Here is a 17,639-nt window from a genome sequence, read left to right on the forward strand (position 1 = left end):
CATCGGATGTCCGGTTCCCCGCAGCCGCCTCCGGACGTGTGCGGCTCCCGTACATCCGGACAACGCCAATCCGTCCTCCGGTTCCCGGAGGACGCAGCCTCCCCCGGGAACCGGCCCTGTCAGACCGCCACGCCCACCCCGTCCGCCGCTCCGTCCTCAACACCCGCCAGCGCCCCCGCCGGATCGTCGTCCGCCGGTCCGGCGGGCACCCACCGTCCGCGCTCCTTGCGGTAGGGCCACCACCGCCCGTCCCGGTCGAACCGGAGCTGGAGGTCGGCGCCCGCCACGGTCCAGCGGGCCCGCCCGCTCGCCCGCAGGGCCGGACGCTCACCGGCCTCCCACGCCTCGCCGAGCCGGGCACGGGCCCGCCCCAGGTCCTCCGGGTCCGGCGCCCACTCCTCGTCGAGCACGGCGAGTGCCGCGACCCCGCCGTACCGCCAGGCGCGCACTGCCGCGTCCAGATCCGCGGACGGGCGGCCGGACCCCGCGGCCAGCCGGGCCCCGATCCGCGCATCCGGCCGGGCGTCCGCGGCCAGCCGTACCGCGTCCTGCTGCGGAGTCAGCTCCACCGCGAGCGGCTGCTCCTCGTGCCCCGGGGCCAGCGCGTCCAGCAGCATCCGGTGGGCCCGCACCGCGCTGTCGGCCGCCAGCACCTCCAGCGCCGCCGGGTCGATGCCGGGCGCGGGCGGGGTCTCCGTGTCCAGCGACGGCCCGAGCCCTGGAGTGTCGGGGGCCGACGGGGGAGCGGGGAGCGGCGGAAGGATGCCGGCCGCCGCGAACGCCTCCCCGGCCGGGACCCCGCGATTATCCCGCTCCGCATCGCCGGTGGCCTCGCCTTCCTCTCCGTCTCCCAGCCGGACCGCACGGACGGCGCTGCGCACCTGGAGCTCGTCCAGCAGCCGCCGCTCCTCGCGCCCTCGCATCAGCAGCAGGACGAACGGGTCCTCGTCCAGCAGCCGCGCCACCTGGTAGCAGAGGGCGCCCGAATGCGGGCAGTGGTCCCAGGCCCCGCAGGTGCACTCCGGCTCCAGGTCCCCGATGCCCGGCAGCAGCTCGACCCCGGCACCCGCCGCGTCCTCCACCAGATGCGGCGGCATCTCCCGGTCCAGCAGCGCCGCGATGTGCCCGGCCCGGTCCACGGCCATGTCCAGGAACCGGTCCCAGGCGCCCGCGCCGAGCTGCTGGAGCAGGACGTCGCTGCGGTAGGCCGTCCCGTCGCGGTCCCGCACCATCGCCGTGATCCGCCCCGGCCGTACGGAGACCGCCCCGACCCCGCCCTTCCGGGCCAACTGGCGGCCCTGCTTCAGCTGCTGGCCGTCCAGCGCCGTGTCCTCCAGGGCCTGGAGCCACGCCCGGCCCCACCAGGACGTGGCGAAACCCCGGCCGTGCGCGGGGGGAAGCGCCGCGAACGTACGCTCCGGTCCGCGCCCGCCGACCCGCGAAGCGCTGGCCCCGTCGTCCCCTTCCGAGCCGTCCACCCCGTACGGGGAGTCGTCCTCGTAGTCGTATCCGTAGTCATCGCTCATCGTGCGCCCCCTCGCAGCTCGACCAGGTCGGCCAGTTCCGCATCGGTCAGTTCGGTCAGTGCCGCCTCGCCCGAGCCGAGCACCGCGTCCGCGAGGCCCTGCTTGCGGGCGAGCATGTCGGCGATCCGGTCCTCGATCGTGCCCTCGGCGATCAGCCGGTGGACCTGCACCGGCTGCGTCTGGCCGATCCGGTACGCCCGGTCCGTCGCCTGCGCCTCGACCGCCGGATTCCACCAGCGGTCGAAGTGCACGACATGACCGGCACGGGTGAGGTTGAGCCCGGTCCCGGCCGCCTTGAGGGACAGCAGGAACACCGGCGCATCGCCCGTCTGGAAGCGGGCCACCATCTCCTCGCGCCGGGCCACCGGCGTACCACCGTGCAGGAACTGCGTGTCCACCCCGCGCGCCGCCAGGTGCTCCTCCAGCAGCCGGGCCATCTGCACGTACTGCGTGAAGACCAGCACCGAGCCCCGCTCGGCCAGGATGGTGTCCAGGAGTTCGTCCAGCAGCTCGACCTTCCCCGACCGGTCCGCGATCCGCGGCTGCTCCTCCTTGAGGAACTGCGCCGGGTGATTGCAGATCTGCTTGAGCGAGGTCAGCAGCTTCATCACAAGCCCCCGCCGCTCGAAACCGTCGGCGGCGGAGATCTCCGCCAGGGTCTCGCGGACCACCGCCTCGTACAGACCGGTCTGTTCCGGCGTCAGCGACACGGCCCGGTCGGTCTCGGTCTTCGGCGGCAGCTCGGGCGCGATGCCCGGGTCGGACTTCCGGCGGCGCAGCAGGAACGGCCGGACCAGCGCGGCGAGTCGCTCCGCGGCGGCCGGATCGTTGCCGCCCTCGACCGCGGCCGCGTACCGCGTACGGAAGGTACCGAGCCGGCCGAGCAGACCGGGCGTCGTCCAGTCCAGGATCGCCCACAGCTCGGAGAGGTTGTTCTCCACGGGGGTGCCGGTGAGCGCTACCCGGGCCCGGGCACTGATCGTCCGCAGCTGCTTGGCCGTCGCCGAGTGCGGGTTCTTGACGTGCTGGGCCTCGTCGATGACGACCATGCCCCAGGACACGGCGGCGAGCCGGGGCGCGTCGAGACGCATCGTGCCGTACGTCGTCAGCACGAACTCGCCCTCCACCAGACCCTCCATGGAGCGCGAGGACCCGTGGAAACGGCGGACGGGAGTGCCCGGGGCGAACTTCTCGATCTCCCGCTGCCAGTTGCCCATCAGCGACGTCGGGCACACCACCAGCGTCGGTCCTGCGGCGTCCCGGTCGGTCTGCCGGTGCAGATGCAGGGCGATGAGCGTGATCGTCTTGCCGAGGCCCATGTCGTCGGCGAGACAGCCGCCGAGGCCCAGCGAGGTCATGGTGTTCAGCCAGTTCAGCCCGCGCACCTGGTAGTCGCGCAAGGTCGCTGTGAGCGCCTCGGGCTGCCCGATCGACTGCCGGGCGGCGGCTTCCGGATCGGCCAGCCGGTCCCGCAACTGCTGCAGCCAGCCGGTCGCCGCCACCTCGACACGTCGGCCGTCCATCTCCGTCGAACCGGTCAGCACCGCGCTCAGCGCGTCGATCGGGGTGACCTTGCGGTCCTGGGTCTCCCGCGCCCGGCGCGCCTCCTCGGGGTCGATGAGCACCCACTGGTCGCGCAGCCGCACGATGGGCCTGGACGACTCGGCGAGCCGGTCCACCTCCTCGCGGGTCAGCTTCTGGTCGCCCAGCGCGAACCGCCAGTCGAACGACAGCAGCGCGTCGGCGGAGAGGAACGAGGGCGCGTCCGCGGCCGTACGCCCCCGCGGCACGGCCCCCTGCCCGTCGCCCTCCCGGTCCGTGCCGTCATGGTCCGCCGCGTCACGGTCGTCCGGACCGATCACGGCGCGTGCGGTGAGCTTCCTGGCCAGCTCCTTGGGCCAGTGCACCTGCACACCCGCGGCGGCCAGAGCCCGCGAGGCGGACCCCAGCAGCTCGGCGATCTCCTCGTCGGCCGGTTCCACCGAGTCCGGCACCGCGGCGGAGAGCAACGGCGCCAGCGGGGGCCAGGCCCGGGCGGCCCGCCGCAGCGTGAGGAGCGCGTCCATCCGGGCCCGCGGCCCGAACGCGGCAGCGGTCCGCGAGCCGCCCGCCCACAGCTCCGCCGCGTCGGCGACCAGGGAAGGATCGCTGACGCTGTGGATCTGCAGCACGGCACGGAACGACGGCGCGCCCCCGTCCGCACCGGATCCGGAGCCCTCCGCGCCCCGGGCGCTCTCGTGGTCCGCTTCGGCTCCGCTCCGCCGCGACGCGAGGCCCGACACCTCGATACGCAACGAGAGCCGTACGCCCGCGTCGTGACCGGCCGCCACATCGGCCGCCCAGGCCCGTGCCTCGGGCAGGCGCTGGGGCTGCGGTGAGGTGAACGCGGGACCGGCGGCGGCGAACCCCGCTGCCGGGGTCCGGGGCATCGCGTCGGCCACGGCATCGAGGAACGCACGCAGCAGGCGCTCCGGTTCGGGCAGCAACGGTTCGCCGTCGCCGTCGCCGTCGCCGTCGCCGTCGTTCGCCGTCGCGTCCGGGACCGGGGTCGCGTGCGCGGTCGGCGGCATCGACGCCGCCAGCCCCCGGACCCGCTCTTGGTCCTCGGCGCTCAACGGTCCGATCCGCCACGCTTCGTGGTCGCCGGGGCTCAGCCCCGGCAGCAGCAGGCCACGGGCGACGAACTGGAGCGCGAGGAGCGCCCCGGCGCCCCAGAAAGCGGTGGCGGGGGACGCCTGCGCGGCGGCGCGAGCCCGGGTCAGTACCGGAAAGGCGTCCCGCACAGGGAGGAACAGCGCCGAAACCGTACGGGGCCGCAGCTCGGCGTCGACCACGGTCAGCTCCGACATGGTCCCGGGAGTGTCGGAAGGGGGGCTACCGTCCGGATTCCAGAACGCGATCATGCCGTTACGCGCCGGATCCGCGGGGACGAAGACCGCGGAGCAGCGGGACAGTTCGGCGATCTCGGAGGGCTTTGCCGCAGGGTGCCTGTGCACAGGAATGGCTGATTCCTCAAACTTGACTAGTGGGCGGAGTCGCCGAGGGTACTCCACTTCGCTCGGCGGCGTGTCGTTCTTTCGTGTGGCGTACGTCACGCTTCCTGCCGGCCGGGTCTCGATGGTGCAGCCAGCCCCACCACCGGACACGGGGGTCTGCCCCAGGGGGATCAGGGTGGTGGCGCCATGGCTGCCATCGGCCCTCGGTCCGTACGTTCGATGAGGTCAGCGCCGTGAAGGTTCCAGAGACCGGAGACGTCCATGCCCCAGGCGACAGCCACTGCTGCGGATCCCGCCGAAGCCGGCGGTGCGGATCCCGCCGACGAAAGCAGCCCGGAGCGCCGGGCCGCCGCGCACGTCGAGGCGACCGGGAGCGACTTCGCGCCGCTGTTGCGTGCCGCCAGGGACCAGGGTCTGCTGGAGCGCCGCACGGACCGGTATGTGCTCGGCATCGCCGCCAATCTCGCGGCCCTGGGCGCGCTGATCACCGGCTTCGTCCTGTTGGGCGACACCTGGTGGAGCCTGCTCCTCACCCTGCCGCTGGCGGTCCTGTGGACCCGTACGGCCTTCGTCGCCCATGACGCGGGGCATGCCCAGATATCCGCGGACCGCAGGACGAGCAGGCTGATCGCTCTTGTCCACGCCAATCTGCTCCTCGGCATGAACGAGGCGTGGTGGAACGACAAGCACGTACGCCACCACGCCAACCCCAACCACGTGGACAAGGACCCCGATGTCGGCGTCGGCGCCCTGGTCTGGACCCAGAAGCAGGCGGAGCAGAGGGAAGGCTTCGCCCGTTGGCTGACCAGGAACCAGGCCCGGCTGTTCTTCCCGATGCTGCTGCTCGAAGGCATCGCGCTGAAGATCTACGGATTCCAGTTCCTGCGTCGGCAGCCCCTCCGGGAGCGGGCCGTCTCGGCGCTGCTGCTCACCGCGCACGTCGCCCTCTACGCGACGCTGCTGTTCAGCACGCTGTCCCCGGGCAAGGCCATCGTCTTCGCACTCGTGCTGCACGCGCTGTTCGGCCTCCACCTGGGCCTGGCCTTCGCCCCCAACCACAAGGGGATGGAGATGCCCGACCCCGACGGCGAGCGCTGGGGCCACCTCCAGCGGCAGGTCCTGACCTCGCGCAACGTCCGTGGCGGCGTCCTGACCGACTGGTTCCTCGGCGGGCTGAACTACCAGATAGAGCACCACCTCTTCCCGAGCATGCCCCGCCCCCACCTGCGGCTCGCCCAGCCCCTGGTCAGGGCGCACTGCGCCGGCATCGGCATGCCGTACACGGAGACCGGACTGATCGAGTCCTATCGCCAGGCGCTGGCGCACATGCACGACGTCGGTGAGCCGCTGCGGTAGCGCGGGGAGCCGGGGAACGTAAGGGAGCGCGGAGGCGTTCACACAACAGGAGCGGCGCCGGCCGCGAAGGAGGCGTGGACCATGTCGAATGGTGCGAAGGTCGCTATCGGGGGTGTCCTCGCGGCAGCCGTCCTTTGGCCCCTGATCGGATTCTGGTGGGCGCTGCTGGTCGTGATCGGTGTCCCCGTGGCGGGCTATCTGCTGCTGGACCCGTCACAGAGGCGCAGGCTCCGCAGAATCAACCGCAAGGAAATCGGCCGCTGACCCAGGACGTCGCAGGGCCGCCCAGGACGTCGCAGGGCCGCCCAGGACGTCACACGGCCTGGGCGGCCAACCCGTCCAGGGCCATGAGCAGGCCGGGCAGTGAGGCCCCACGGCCCACGGGAATGACCGTGCCCGGCTCCTCGTCCAGCAGGAACAACGCGATGTCGTCGGTCCGAGCCACCATCGACCACCCCGGGCCGTCGACGCGCAGCGTACGGGCGTCGCCCGAGGCGTACGAGGAACGGATGCGCCCGGGCGGCGGCGGAGTCTTCGTATAGGCGGTCGCCTCCGACAGGGCCCTGCGGACCCCGGGGTGCCGGGGGGACCGGGAGAGGTCGCTCTCCTGATCCCCTCCGGTGTCGTTTCCCGCGTCCGCCTCGGCGTCGCGTCCCACCTCTCCCCGGGCGTCGCCGGCCGCCTCCCCGGTGGTGCCGGGCAGTGGGAACTGCGTGTCGTCGATCTGCTCGCGCCACGCCGACCACTGCGCGGCGATCTCGTCGGCGCCGAGCCGCCGCTGCGCCGGACCCCAGGCCTCGGCGTCGGGCGGGGTGAGCGGCGCCGGGCCCTCCCCGTCCGTATCCGGATCATGCGGGTCCGGTACGCCGGGCGCGGAGACGGCCAGGTCCATCGGCCAGCCCGGCAGGGCGCACACCATGGAGCGCTCGTCGGGGGAGAGGTCGTGCTCCATGCCGCAGTCCCAGGCGGCGATGGCCACGGCCACCTGGGCGGCGTCCTCGACAACGACCGTCCACCGCGCGCCCTCACCGTCCTGGCCGAGGATCAGCCCGTAGCCCTCCTCGTACGGTTCGAGCGCGAGCGCACCGCACGCGGCGACGTAGTCGTCCCCCAGCACACTCGGGAACCGCGAGGGCGTCAGCAGCATCGCGGTCAGCACCAGCAGTGCGTCGTCGGCGGCCGCCTCATCCGCACCGGCCACGGTGCCCTCCCCATCGCTCATCGCCCTGCCCGCCCCATCTCTACGTCCCGCGCTTCTCGGTTCGTCGTTCCCGGGCCTGTCGTTCCTGGGGCCCGCCGTTCCCTGTCCGTCGGCGCACCCTAACTACTCGGTAACCTTCTCGTCGAGGGCCCGGCGAGCAAGGGCGAAAGGGGAGCGGACCCGCCCCGTCCGGGTGGGGAGAGCCGAAGAGCAGGGGCGCGCGGGAGGCCTCCGCGTAAGGTTGGACTTCGCGCCGAACGAGGGGGACAGCATGGTGACGCGGTACGACCGGCTGAAAGAGATTCAGCGGCTGGACCCCGAGCGGGACTTCCTGGAGATCTACCGTCTCACCGTCACGTACGAGTTCCCCTGGGACGTCACCCGCGCCCTCGAACTGGCCCTCTACCGCACCTATGCGGTGCCCAGCATCGGCCGACTCCTCGACGAGACAGCGGAGTTGACGGAGCGCTCCCAGAAGCGCTATGACGACACCGCCCTGTTGCTCGACACGGTGGTGGAGCACGGCTTCGACACCGACGAGGGCCGCACGGCCGTCCGCAGGATCAACCAGATGCACCGCAGCTACGACATCAGCAACGACGACATGCGCTACGTCCTGTGCACGTTCGTCGTCACACCGAAGCGGTGGCTGGACGATTTCGGCTGGCGACGTCTCTGCTGCCACGAGCTGGCCGCCTTCGCCGCCTACTACCGCACGCTCGGCGCGCGGATGGGCATCAAGGACGTTCCGGAAACCTACGAGGACTTCGAGCGCACCCTCGACGCCTACGAGGACAAGCATTTCGGCTGGGACGAAGGAGCCCGACGGGTCTCCGACGCCACCTTGGCCCTGATGGCTTCCTGGTACCCGGCGCCTCTCGCCCCGATGGTGCGCGGCGCGAGCCTCGCGCTCCTGGACGACTCGTTGCTCAAGGCGTTCCGCTACCGCCGCCCGGGGCCGGTGGCCCGCGGAGTGACCCGGGGAGCGCTGCGGATGCGGGCCCGTGCCGTCCGGCTGCTGCCGCCCCGGCGAAAGCCCCACTACGCGCGCCAGAATCCCGAGATCAAGGGATACCCGGACGGGTACGACATCGCGGGGCTCGGCACGTACCCCACACCGGGGGTCCGCGGCTGCCCGGTCCCCGGCCACCGCCCGGAGCAGACGCCCGCCGAGTGACGGCGACCGCCCGGCCCGTACGCCGTCGGGTCGGGGCCGTGATTGCCCCGCCGGTACGCCGCCGAGCCGCGGCGAGGGCGGCAGGACTCGGGACCGTCGCCCTCAGCCCTGCTTGACGGCGAGCGCGAGGAAGCGGTCGTCCTCGTCCGTGTAGGACTCCAGCCGCCACCCCGCCCCGGCCAGCAGCTCACGCAGCCTCGGCTCGGCCCGCAGGTCGCCGTCGGTGATGGTGCGCCCCTGGCGCGCGGCGAGGGCGGCCCGGCCGATCGGGTGGAACAGGGCGAGCACCCCGCCCGGCCGGACCACGCGCGCGAGCTCCGCCAGATCGGCCTCGGGCCGGGCCAGATGCGAGATCAGCCCGGCTCCGAACACCGCGTCGAGGGCGCCGTCGCGCAGGGGCAGTCGCGCGACATCGGCGCGCAGGAGCGTCCCGCTGGCTCCACGCCCCGCCCGCACCGCCGCCTCCAGCATGGCCGGGGTCAGATCGGCCCCCAGCACCATGCCCTCGGGCCCGACCACCGCTCGCAGCGCGGGCAGCGCACGCCCCGTTCCGCAGCCCGCGTCGAGCACGGCATCGCCGGGGCGCAGCCCCAGCAGGCCGGCCGCCGCCGCATAGGCGGGGCCATCGTCGGGGAACCGGCTGTCCCAGTCGGCCGCACGCGGGGTGAAGAAGTCCAGGACATGGGTGTGGGTGTGGTCGTCGGTCATGACGACATGCTCGCGCAACCGGCGGGGGTGTGCGAGCGCCGCAACCAGACCCGCCCGGTCAGACGTTGACCCCGTAGTCCGAGGCGATGCCGGCCAGGCCGGAGGCGTAACCCTGGCCGACGGCCCGGAACTTCCACTCGGCACCGTGTCGGTACAGCTCGCCGAAGACCATCGCCGTCTCGGTGGAGGCGTCCTCGCTCAGGTCGTAACGGGCGAGCTCGACGCCGTTCGCCCGGTTCACCACGCGGATGAACGCGTTGCGCACCTGGCCGAAGCTCTGGCCACGGCTCTGGGCGTCATGGATCGAGACGGGGAACACGATCTTCGCGACCTCGGCGGGCACCGACGACAGATCGACCTCGACCGACTCGTCGTCGCCCTCGCCCTCACCCGTCAGGTTGTCACCGGTGTGGCGGACGGAACCGTCGGGGCTGTTGAGGTTGTTGTAGAAGACGAAGTGGCTGTCGGAGAGGACCTTGCCCGCCGCGGAGCACAGCAGCGCACTGGCATCCAGGTCGTGATCGGCCCCGGTCGTGGTCCGTACGTCCCAGCCGAGTCCGACCGTCACGGCGGTGAGGCCGGGGGCCTCCTTCGACAGGGAGACATTGCCACCCTTGGCCAGGGTCACACCCATGAATTTCCTCCAGTCTTCGGTCGGTCCGCACCGGTGATCCGGAAATCCGCGGCTTCACCGCATCCGATTCCGGTGACCGGAGCCGTTCTGCTGTCACTTGTCACTTTTGTTGGCCGCTACCCGTTACAAACGCTCGGCGCGACACTCCCGGTTCCCGGATCGTCAGGGCGTGCTCTCGTCCTTCATCGCCCTGGCCTCGCTCTTGAGGATGCGCACGGATTTGCCCAGTGCGCGGGCGGTGTCCGGCAGCTTCTTCGAGCCGAAGACGGCGATCACGACGACCGCCAGGATCAGCAGGTGCCAGGGTTCCAGGCCGTTGCGCAGCATTCCGGCCCCGCCTTTCTCTCCGTACGGGTCTCTCCGCGGCAACAACAGTTGCCGCATTGCGCAACTGTACAACTAGCGTGCGCGGTCGGAACGGGCACCCCTCGACGCCCCGATGCGCCCCCTCGCGGTGTCGGGCACATCGGCCGGGTGACGGCGCTCGTAGCGGCGGCGGGCCACCGTGAGCCCGACGGCGTACAGCCCCAGGACCGAGCCGAGCAGCAGGTAGTAGAGGGGCGGCAGGGCGCTCATGCCCAGCAACGGCCCGAGCGGGGTGAGCGGGAGGGCGACCCCGACCGCGGCGAGACCCGCAGCGGCAGCCCGCAGAGGCCCGCCCGCCCCGCGCTCGGCGGCACTGCGGCCGGTCCGCAGCAGAACCATCACGAGGGCCTGGGTGAGCAGGTTCTCCGTGAACCACCCGGCGTGGAACGCCGCCTCCCCGCCGTCCCCGGACGCGTTGTGGAGGGCGAGCGCGAGTACCCCGAAGGTGGCGAGGTCGGCGGCGGCGTTGAGCAGACCGAAACCCGTGATGAAGCGCAGGAAATCACGCGGCCGCAGCGCGGTGGGGCGGCGCAGGACCGACGCCGGCGGGCGGTCGAACGCGAACGCCAGCTGCGCCGCGTCGAAGCAGAGGTTCTGCACCAGCACCTGCGCCGGAAGCATCGGGAGGAAGGGCAGCATCAGCCCGGCCGTCAGCATCGCGATGACATTGCCGAGGTTCGACGAGAGAGTGATCCGCAGATAGGCGGCGATGTTCCCGCTGCTGCGCCGTCCCGCGAGCACCGCACGGTCGATCGCCGTGAGGTCCTTCTCCGCCAGCACGACATCGGCCGCTTCCCGGGCCACGTCCACGGCGTTGCGGGGGCAGAGGCCGACATCGGCGGCGTGCAGGGCGGGCAGGTCGTTGACGCCGTCGCCGAGGAAGCCGGTCGTACGACCGCCGGCGCGCAGGGCCGAGACGATCCGCGCCTTGTGCTCGGGGGTGCAGCGCGCGAACACGACGGCCCGGTCCGCCACCTCGACCAGCTCCGCGTCCGACAGGGCGTCCACCAGCTCGGCCGTCACCACGTCGTCGGCGTCGGACCGGCCTTCGGGGCGCAGACCGAGGTCCGCGCACACCCGTGCCGCCGTGCCTGGATGGTCGCCGGTGAGCACCTTGACGCGTACACCCCGCCGCGCGAGCACCCCGAGCGCGTCGGCAGCGCTCGGAGCCACAGCGTCCCGCAGCGCCACCAGCCCCAGGAAGGTCAGGCCCCGCTCGTCCGCAGGGGTGTACGCGCCCGCCCGGGACGCCCGGTCGGCCCGGGCCACGGCCAGCAGACGTAGCCCGGACGCGGCCTTCCGGTCCGCCAGGGCGAGCAGCCGGTCACGTTCCTCCCCGTCCATGGCACACCGGTCGAGCACGGCCTCGACGGCACCCTTGGTGACCAGGGTGTGAACACCGAGCCGGCCGGGCCGCCTGACCACGGCGGTCGCGACGCGGCGCACCGGATCGAAGGGCAGTACGGCGACCCCCTCGTACGCGTCCGGATCCACAGCCCCGGCAGCACCCGGAACGTCCGCGTCGACGGCGGCCAGCACCGCTTCGTCGAGGGCGTCGGCGGCGGGCAGGTCCGCCAGCTGGAGCGTCCACAGCGCGTTGACCGCAGCCCACCGCAGTACGTCGGGATCGTGCCGGTCCCTGCCGTCGGTCGGCGCCGCGACGACCGGCCGGTCCTCGGTCAGCGTGCCGGTCTTGTCCAGGCACAGCACATCGACCGCTCCCAGGTCGTGCAGTGCCGGGAGCCGTTTGACGATCACTCCACCGGTACGCGCCAGCCGCGCCGCGCCACGCGCGAGGGTCGTCGTGACGATGACCGGCAGCATCTCCGGGGTCAGCCCCACCGCGACGGCCACGGCGAACGGCAACGTCTCCAGACCCCGACCGCGCAGCGCCGCATTGGCCATCAGTACCAGGGGCGGGGTCAGGAGCATGAAACGGATGAGGGTCCAGGAGATCCCCCGGACCGAACGGTCGAAGGCGCTCCCACCCCGCTGCCCGGCCAGGCCGTCATGCGCGGCGGCGAACCGGGTCTCCCCTCCGGTCGCCACGATCACCGCCGTACCGCTGCCCGAGGTGACACTGCTGCCCTGGAAGCACCACTGCGGCTGTGCGAACGGTCCGGCCCCGGACAGCGCCGGGTCGGCGAGGTCGAGGGCCTGCTTGACCACCGGCGCCGACTCCCCGGTCAGGGCCGACTGATGCACGGTGAGGCCGTCGGCGCGGAGCAACCGCACATCGGCGGGCACGAGATCGCCCGGCCTCAGCCGGATCACGTCCCCCGGCACCAGATCGGCGACCGGCACCTCCCGTTCCCGGGGAGGAGAGTCGTCCGAGACCCGGCGCACCACGGTCGCCGTGGTCGCCACCAGTTCGCGCAGCGCCGCGCTCGACCGGTCCGCGCGGTGCTCCTCGGTGGAACGCAGCAGACAGCTCACGGCGACGAGGGTCAGGATGACGCAGGCCGTACCCCAGGCGGTGACGAGGGCCGACACCAGACCGAGGCAGAGGAGTACGGAGGTGAAGGGGTCCCGGAGGCTGCGCAGAAAGCGGCGGGGCCAGGGTACGGGCCGCCGGGCGGGCAGCACGTTCTCGCCGGTCCGGGCGAGCCGGATCTCGGCCTCTGCCTCCAGCAGCCCGCGCGGCCCGCTGCCCAGGGCACGCAGCGTCTGGAGAGGGGTGGGTACAACGTCGGGACCTGGTACGACGGCTGTCGGCACGCCGGAGGTGATGTGTCCGGGGCCCGCGGCTGGACTGCTCTCAGGCACCGAGTTCACGCAGGCGGACGGGCGCGGGGGAGGGGTGCCCGGCGCGCGCTGCCAACTGGCCGACCATCAGCCGGACGACCGTCACCACATCGGGATCGTCGACCAGATAGACCTGCCGCCGCCCTTCACGGCGCGACCGGACGAGACCGGCCAGCTTCAGCTTCGTCAGATGCTGGCTGACCGAGGGCAGCGTCCCGCCCACCCGTTCGGCGAGCCCCGTCACATCGCTCTCGCCCTGGGCCAGAGCCCACACGATGTGCAGCCGGGCGGGTGTCGCCAGGAGCCCGAACGCCGCAGCGGCCTCCGCCAGCACCTCCGCGGGCGGATCCTGGAAGCCGCCGCCGGAACCTGTCGACACGCTCGCATCTCCTCGTCCCCGGGCCGCCGCCGGCAGGGACCCGAAACCGCTGCCCGTTCAGGACGGCCGAAAAGACCAGTGTAGGGGTCGTGCCGGAAGAGGCCGGGGCTCGTCCGGGGCGTCCGGTACGCCTCCGACAGCTCCAGGAGAGACGCAACGAGGTCGGGATACGGCAAGGAGCGACGGACACGAAGCCTCATCGGTCAAGAGCGATCAACCGGCTCGAACGAAGCCGAACGGTTGCCATGCTGTCCGCCCGACCGGGTTCCTGAAGCCCGAAGCGACCCGTGCAGCCCGCCGCGAGTCCTGAAGAGAGCAGGGACGCATGCCCTCCGAGTCCATCGACAGCGACGAGAACCCCCGTGCCACCCACCACGCCCGCGCGAACGTCGGCAGGACCATGATCGGAGAAGACATCGCGCTCACGCTGAAGATCGTCGTGGCGGGAGGCTTCGGCGCCGGGAAATCGACTCTGATCGGTTCGGTCAGCGAGATCCGCCCGCTGCACTCGGAGGAGGAACTGAGCGAGAGGGAGACCGGGAGCGGGCCGGGCCGGGGCGATACCGGCGGGGTGGAGCGGAAGACCAGCACGACCGTGGCGATGGATTTCGGCCGTATCACCATCCACTCCGGCCTGTCGCTCCATCTGTTCGGCACGCCGGGCCAGGACCGCTTCCGGTTCCTCTGGGAAGAGCTGTGCGAAGGCGCCCTCGCCGCCGTCGTGCTCGCCGACACCCGGCGCCTGGAGGACTGCTTCGCCGCCGTCGACCACTTCGAGCGCAGGCGGATCCCGTTCGTCGTCGCCGTCAACCGCTTCCCCGGCGCTCCTGACCATACGGAGCACGATGTCGCGCAGGCGCTCGACCTCGACGGGGGCACGCCGGTCGTGCTCTGCGACGCCCGCGACCGGGCCTCGGGAAAAGAAGTCCTGATCCGTACGGTCGAGTATGCCGGGCGCATGCACACCGCCCGGCTCCTCGCCTCCGTGGGCTGACGCCCCCGCGCCCGGGCCCCCTCCGTCAGTCGGCCATGTCGGCCATCGCGACCACCTTGTCGATGCGCACCCGTACGACCAGTTCGCCGGGCACCCCGTTGCGCCGGCCGAACTCCTCGGCGGCGTTGGCCCCCACGTAGCGGCCGGCGATCCGCGTCGCCCAGCGCAGGAGTTCCTCGGGGTCCTCGCTCAGCTCGGCATGCCCTTGCACCACCGCGAACGCGTACGGGGGCCGGTCGTCGTCGACGCAGAGGGCGACCCGCCCGTCACGTGCGAGGTTGCGCCCCTTCACACTCTCCTTGCCGGTGTTGAAGACCACCGAGTCGCCGTCGAGAAGGAACCAGACGGGGGCGATGTGCGGACTGCCGTCGGCCCGCACCGTCGAAACCTTCGCCGTGCGGGTTCCCTCCGAGAGGAAGGCCCGCCATTCTTCATCGGTCATGTGGTGTGCCATGGGCCCATCCTGAGCCCGAACTCCGCGTGGCGCGAAGCGGCACCCCGGGCGATGAGGGGCGCTTGCCCCCACGGGACCGTTGCGCGAGGCTTACGCGCGTAGCGGGGGAACGGGGAACGAAGGTACGGGGAGGACGAGCACATGCCGCTTGACAGGGGACTTGACTGGCTGCTTGACGATCTCACCAGCAGGGTGCAATACATACGGCACGCGTTGGTGCTGTCGAACGACGGGCTGGTCACCGGGGCCAGCACCGGCCTCGCCCGTGAGGACGCGGAGCACCTGGCGGCCGTCTCGTCCGGCCTCCAGAGCCTGGCGCGCGGATCGGGGCGCCACTTCCGGGCGGGCCGGGCCCGCCAGACGATGGTCGAGTTCGACGAGGCACTGCTCTTCGTGACGGCCGCGGGCGACGGTAGTTGCCTGTGTGTGCTGACCGCGGCCGAAGCCGACGTCGGCCAGGTCGCCTACGAGATGACCCTGCTCGTCAACCGGGTCGGTGAACACCTCGGAGTCTCCGTCCGACAGGGCGGACCCGAAGACATCGATCCCCTCTGACCTGCACTTTTCGTCGCCGCTGAAGAGTTATCCACAGGGCTGACGGGTGATCACCCCCTCGGGCTACCGTGATTACGGAGAGTATTCGAGCCGATGGGGGAGAACCGTCATGACAGTCAAGGAAGTGCTCCGAGCGCACTCCGCGGCCCACGAGGACGCGAGCGCGGAGACGAAGGGCGAGGGTGGGCACGCTTCGTCCGTCGCCCCGGCGGCGACGGTCGCGGCCGGGCGGGCGTCGCAGGAACTGGGTGTCCGACGTGCGGAGTTCGAGCTGGCGGTGCACCTGGGGCTGATCGCCGTCACCGGTGCACCGGGCGGCGGGCGGCCACGGGTGCATGAGGACGAGATCGCGCGCCTGCGGGAGCAGCCGGGTTTCCCCGACGCGCTGGTGGAGCGGGTCCGCACCGTCGGTACGGCGCGAGGGGCGGCCCTGCTGGACATCGCACCGGCACGGTTCACCCGGCTGGCACGGGCGGGCTGCGTCTCACCGGTCACGTTCTATCTGAACCGGTATCGCGCCGTGGTCTGGCTCTATCTCGCGGACGAGCTCGCCGCGTTCGCGGCGCGGGAGCCCGAGCTGCTCGCCGGACGGACACCCCCGGGGATGCGCACGATGCTGGAGTCGGGCGCCGACTGGCGGGCGCGCAACTGGCGTTCGCAGCGCATCGACCGGCTGCTGGACCGTACGACGGACCCCTGGGCGCGAACGGCGGTCCAGGCGTCGGCGCTGGACCCGGTGCAGTTGGCGGAAGTGGTGGACGACCCCTACGAACGGGCCTATCTCGTCCGGGTCCGGCCGGAGCCGGTCTTCGGGCGGCCGGGGTCCATGGCGGCGAGGGAGGCGATGGCGGAGTTGATGCTCGCGGACGACCCCGACGAAATCCTCTGGCGGCGGGTCAACCTGACGCTGGAGCTGGACAGCGCTCGCGGGGACCGGCCCGCCCCGCGCCCCGGGGACGACGGAGGAGCCCGGGCGACACCGCCCGCCCGGACCGGAGCCCGGCCCCGTGCCGTGCGTCCGGCGCCTGCCGCCGAGCCGGCCGCACCTCCCGCCTGTACCGGGGCGTCACGTCCCGCCGCGGTGGGCCGAACGACGAGGAAAGGGCTGCTGGCCAGGCTGGGGTGGCGTGGTCGGGGTGCCGGATAACGTTTCGCGCCGATCGCCCGGATGGGCCATCCTGTCCGCATGCTGATCAGGGAAGCAACCTCCGAGGACTGGCCCGCCATCTGGCCGTTCTTCCATACGATCGTCTCCGCGGGCGAGACGCTCACCTATCCGCTCGACCTCGGTAAGGAGGATGCCGAGGGATGGTGGTTCGTCCCGGCGCCGAGCCGGGTGGTCGTCGCCGTCGACGAGGCCGGGACGGTGCTCGGCACGGCGAAGATGAACCGCAACCACATGGGCAACGGGTCCCACATCGCCAGCGCCACCTACATGGTCGACCCCGCCCACTCCGGCCGGGGCGTGGGGCGCGCGCTGTGCCAGTACTCGGTCGACTGGGCCCGCGCGGAAGGGTATCGGGCCATGCAGTTCAACGCGGTGGTCGAGACCAACACGCATGCCGTGAAGCTCTATCAATCGATCGGCTTCGACGTGATCGGCACCCTTCCCGAGGGCTTCAACCACCCGACCGAGGGCTATGTAGGGGTTCACATCATGCACAAGGCCCTGTGACGACGCACTGCCGTCCCAGGCCCTAGGCCCACCCACGCCCCAGCAACAGCAACGGGAGCAGAAGCAGCAGCAGGAGGAACAGGAACAGGAGGAGGAGCAGGAGCAGGAGCGGCGATCAGGTGGTGGGGTGATCCGTTGCCGGTCCCAACTCCGGGCCCGGCACAGTGCGGCCTGCCGGGCCGCCGTCCGCCTCGCCGCTCGCGGTGACCGCCGGGACGACCGTCCCGGCCCAGGAGAGGGCCGTCCATCCCGAGTCCGGCGAGCCCTCGACCACCACCACACCCGTGTTGTCCAGGCTGTGCCGGGCGGCGAAATCGACGGTGACGTTCCCGGCGCGGGCGGCTGCCCACACGCGGATGGCGGCACCATGACTGACGAGCGCCACTGTCCCGTGCTCCTCGGCCTCCGCCGCTTCGGCCACCACCGCGTCGAAGCGGGCCAGCGCCTCCGTCCCGTCCTCGCCCCCGGGCAGTCGGCGGCCGACGTCCCCGGCGGGCCAGGCGAAGACGGTCGTCAGGTACTGCCGCACCGCTTCCTCGTCGGCCCGCATCTCCAGGTCACCCGCGGACAGTTCCCGGATCCCGTCACGGATCCGGACCTCGATGCCCCGCTCCGCAGCCAGGGGTGCGGCCGTGAGTTGCGTACGGGTCAGCGTGGAGGCGTACAACGCGGCGATGTCCTCCCCGGCGAGCGCCCGGGGCAGAGCCGCCGCCTGCCGCAGCCCGAGGTCGGTGAGCCCGGGGCCGGGCCGTGCGGTGTCCAGGAAATGGCCGAGGTTGGAGGGTGTCTGGCCGTGACGGATCAGCAGCAATCGCATAGAACGGGTCATGCTCCAGGCTCGGGGGCGTGGGCGGCGGCACATGGATGCACATC

At 72.2% G+C, this 17,639-nt stretch carries 17 protein-coding genes; 7 read left to right on the forward strand and 10 right to left on the reverse strand.

Annotated features, from left to right (window positions below; genetic code table 11):
• Positions 1-119: 119 nt before the first annotated feature.
• The gene (locus IE134_RS16585) at positions 120-1,526 is read right to left on the reverse strand and encodes an SWF or SNF family helicase (RefSeq protein WP_189430890.1); all 1,407 of its coding nucleotides are present in this window, start codon (positions 1,524-1,526) and stop codon (positions 120-122) included.
• Complete coding sequence (locus tag IE134_RS16590) at positions 1,523-4,522, reverse strand: SCO1167/SCO6262 family helicase (RefSeq protein ID WP_189430892.1); 3,000 nt, start codon at positions 4,520-4,522, stop codon at positions 1,523-1,525. Before IE134_RS16590 ends, IE134_RS16585 begins: the two co-directional genes overlap by 4 nt.
• 261 nt (positions 4,523-4,783) lie before the next feature.
• On the opposite strand from IE134_RS16590, the gene IE134_RS16595 reads away from it, so the two are divergent.
• Complete coding sequence (locus IE134_RS16595) at positions 4,784-5,878, forward strand: acyl-CoA desaturase (protein WP_098019993.1); 1,095 nt, start codon at positions 4,784-4,786, stop codon at positions 5,876-5,878.
• Between the two features lie 81 nt (positions 5,879-5,959).
• Complete coding sequence (locus IE134_RS16600; RefSeq protein ID WP_030590831.1) at positions 5,960-6,142, forward strand: tail-anchor membrane protein; 183 nt, start codon at positions 5,960-5,962, stop codon at positions 6,140-6,142.
• Positions 6,143-6,191: 49 nt separating this feature from the next.
• Here IE134_RS16600 and IE134_RS16605 read toward each other — a convergent pair whose 3' ends face one another.
• A complete protein-coding gene (locus IE134_RS16605; protein ID WP_189430893.1) occupies positions 6,192-7,100 on the reverse strand; it encodes a hypothetical protein in 909 nt (302 codons plus the stop codon).
• Positions 7,101-7,350: 250 nt separating this feature from the next.
• Between IE134_RS16605 and IE134_RS16610 the strand changes: the two genes are divergently transcribed.
• On the forward strand, positions 7,351-8,256 hold the full coding sequence (locus tag IE134_RS16610) for an oxygenase MpaB family protein (protein ID WP_098020000.1): 906 nt from the start codon (positions 7,351-7,353) through the stop codon (positions 8,254-8,256).
• A gap of 102 nt (positions 8,257-8,358) precedes the next feature.
• Here IE134_RS16610 and IE134_RS16615 read toward each other — a convergent pair whose 3' ends face one another.
• From IE134_RS16615 to IE134_RS16635, 5 genes are all read right to left on the reverse strand, one after another.
• Positions 8,359-8,964: a class I SAM-dependent methyltransferase gene (locus IE134_RS16615; protein ID WP_098894579.1), complete on the reverse strand. Its 606-nt coding sequence runs from the start codon at positions 8,962-8,964 to the stop codon at positions 8,359-8,361.
• A gap of 58 nt (positions 8,965-9,022) precedes the next feature.
• Positions 9,023-9,598, reverse strand: coding sequence for a TerD family protein (locus IE134_RS16620; protein WP_006129409.1), 576 nt, complete (start codon positions 9,596-9,598; stop codon positions 9,023-9,025).
• A 162-nt stretch (positions 9,599-9,760) separates the two neighbouring features.
• The gene (tatA, locus tag IE134_RS16625) at positions 9,761-9,925 is read right to left on the reverse strand and encodes a Sec-independent protein translocase subunit TatA (protein ID WP_030717671.1); all 165 of its coding nucleotides are present in this window, start codon (positions 9,923-9,925) and stop codon (positions 9,761-9,763) included.
• A 72-nt stretch (positions 9,926-9,997) separates the two neighbouring features.
• The gene (gene mgtA / locus IE134_RS16630; protein WP_373296738.1) at positions 9,998-12,739 is read right to left on the reverse strand and encodes a magnesium-translocating P-type ATPase; all 2,742 of its coding nucleotides are present in this window, start codon (positions 12,737-12,739) and stop codon (positions 9,998-10,000) included.
• Positions 12,723-13,088 (reverse strand): ArsR/SmtB family transcription factor, encoded by a 366-nt coding sequence (locus IE134_RS16635; RefSeq protein WP_006129412.1) that lies wholly within the window; start codon positions 13,086-13,088, stop codon positions 12,723-12,725. Before IE134_RS16635 ends, mgtA begins: the two co-directional genes overlap by 17 nt.
• A gap of 325 nt (positions 13,089-13,413) precedes the next feature.
• On the opposite strand from IE134_RS16635, the gene IE134_RS16640 reads away from it, so the two are divergent.
• The gene (locus tag IE134_RS16640) at positions 13,414-14,082 is read left to right on the forward strand and encodes a GTP-binding protein (protein ID WP_189430896.1); all 669 of its coding nucleotides are present in this window, start codon (positions 13,414-13,416) and stop codon (positions 14,080-14,082) included.
• Positions 14,083-14,107: 25 nt separating this feature from the next.
• On the opposite strand, the gene IE134_RS16645 is transcribed toward IE134_RS16640, so the two are convergent.
• Positions 14,108-14,536: a PPOX class F420-dependent oxidoreductase gene (locus tag IE134_RS16645; protein ID WP_189430898.1), complete on the reverse strand. Its 429-nt coding sequence runs from the start codon at positions 14,534-14,536 to the stop codon at positions 14,108-14,110.
• A 141-nt stretch (positions 14,537-14,677) separates the two neighbouring features.
• Between IE134_RS16645 and IE134_RS16650 the strand changes: the two genes are divergently transcribed.
• From IE134_RS16650 to IE134_RS16660, 3 genes are all read left to right on the forward strand, one after another.
• Complete coding sequence (locus tag IE134_RS16650; protein ID WP_189430899.1) at positions 14,678-15,091, forward strand: roadblock/LC7 domain-containing protein; 414 nt, start codon at positions 14,678-14,680, stop codon at positions 15,089-15,091.
• 109 nt (positions 15,092-15,200) lie between these two features.
• Positions 15,201-16,238, forward strand: coding sequence for a DUF6397 family protein (locus IE134_RS16655; RefSeq protein WP_189430901.1), 1,038 nt, complete (start codon positions 15,201-15,203; stop codon positions 16,236-16,238).
• Between the two features lie 39 nt (positions 16,239-16,277).
• Positions 16,278-16,766, forward strand: a complete 489-nt coding sequence (locus IE134_RS16660) for a GNAT family N-acetyltransferase (RefSeq protein WP_030717687.1) — start codon at positions 16,278-16,280, stop codon at positions 16,764-16,766.
• Between the two features lie 115 nt (positions 16,767-16,881).
• On the opposite strand, the gene IE134_RS16665 is transcribed toward IE134_RS16660, so the two are convergent.
• Complete coding sequence (locus IE134_RS16665) at positions 16,882-17,583, reverse strand: histidine phosphatase family protein (protein WP_098894576.1); 702 nt, start codon at positions 17,581-17,583, stop codon at positions 16,882-16,884.
• Positions 17,584-17,639 lie beyond the last annotated feature (56 nt).

This window comes from Streptomyces rubiginosohelvolus (assembly GCF_014649875.1).
GTDB lineage: Bacteria > Actinomycetota > Actinomycetes > Streptomycetales > Streptomycetaceae > Streptomyces > Streptomyces rubiginosohelvolus.

Bases quoted from the DNA above. Each gene is read 5' to 3' on its own strand.
- IE134_RS16620 (WP_006129409.1), bottom strand. From the start codon at position 9,598: ATGGGTGTGACCCTGGCCAAGGGTGGCAATGTCTCCCTGTCGAAGGAG.
- IE134_RS16610 (WP_098020000.1), top strand. From the start codon at position 7,351: ATGGTGACGCGGTACGACCGGCTGAAAGAGATTCAGCGGCTGGACCCC.
- IE134_RS16640 (WP_189430896.1), top strand. From the start codon at position 13,414: ATGCCCTCCGAGTCCATCGACAGCGACGAGAACCCCCGTGCCACCCAC.
- IE134_RS16605 (WP_189430893.1), bottom strand. From the start codon at position 7,100: ATGAGCGATGGGGAGGGCACCGTGGCCGGTGCGGATGAGGCGGCCGCC.
- IE134_RS16655 (WP_189430901.1), top strand. From the start codon at position 15,201: ATGACAGTCAAGGAAGTGCTCCGAGCGCACTCCGCGGCCCACGAGGAC.
- IE134_RS16660 (WP_030717687.1), top strand. From the start codon at position 16,278: ATGCTGATCAGGGAAGCAACCTCCGAGGACTGGCCCGCCATCTGGCCG.
- IE134_RS16665 (WP_098894576.1), bottom strand. From the start codon at position 17,583: ATGCGATTGCTGCTGATCCGTCACGGCCAGACACCCTCCAACCTCGGC.
- IE134_RS16600 (WP_030590831.1), top strand. From the start codon at position 5,960: ATGTCGAATGGTGCGAAGGTCGCTATCGGGGGTGTCCTCGCGGCAGCC.
- IE134_RS16595 (WP_098019993.1), top strand. From the start codon at position 4,784: ATGCCCCAGGCGACAGCCACTGCTGCGGATCCCGCCGAAGCCGGCGGT.
- IE134_RS16615 (WP_098894579.1), bottom strand. From the start codon at position 8,964: ATGACCGACGACCACACCCACACCCATGTCCTGGACTTCTTCACCCCG.
- IE134_RS16650 (WP_189430899.1), top strand. From the start codon at position 14,678: ATGCCGCTTGACAGGGGACTTGACTGGCTGCTTGACGATCTCACCAGC.
- IE134_RS16645 (WP_189430898.1), bottom strand. From the start codon at position 14,536: ATGGCACACCACATGACCGATGAAGAATGGCGGGCCTTCCTCTCGGAG.
- tatA (WP_030717671.1), bottom strand. From the start codon at position 9,925: ATGCTGCGCAACGGCCTGGAACCCTGGCACCTGCTGATCCTGGCGGTC.
- IE134_RS16585 (WP_189430890.1), bottom strand. From the start codon at position 1,526: ATGAGCGATGACTACGGATACGACTACGAGGACGACTCCCCGTACGGG.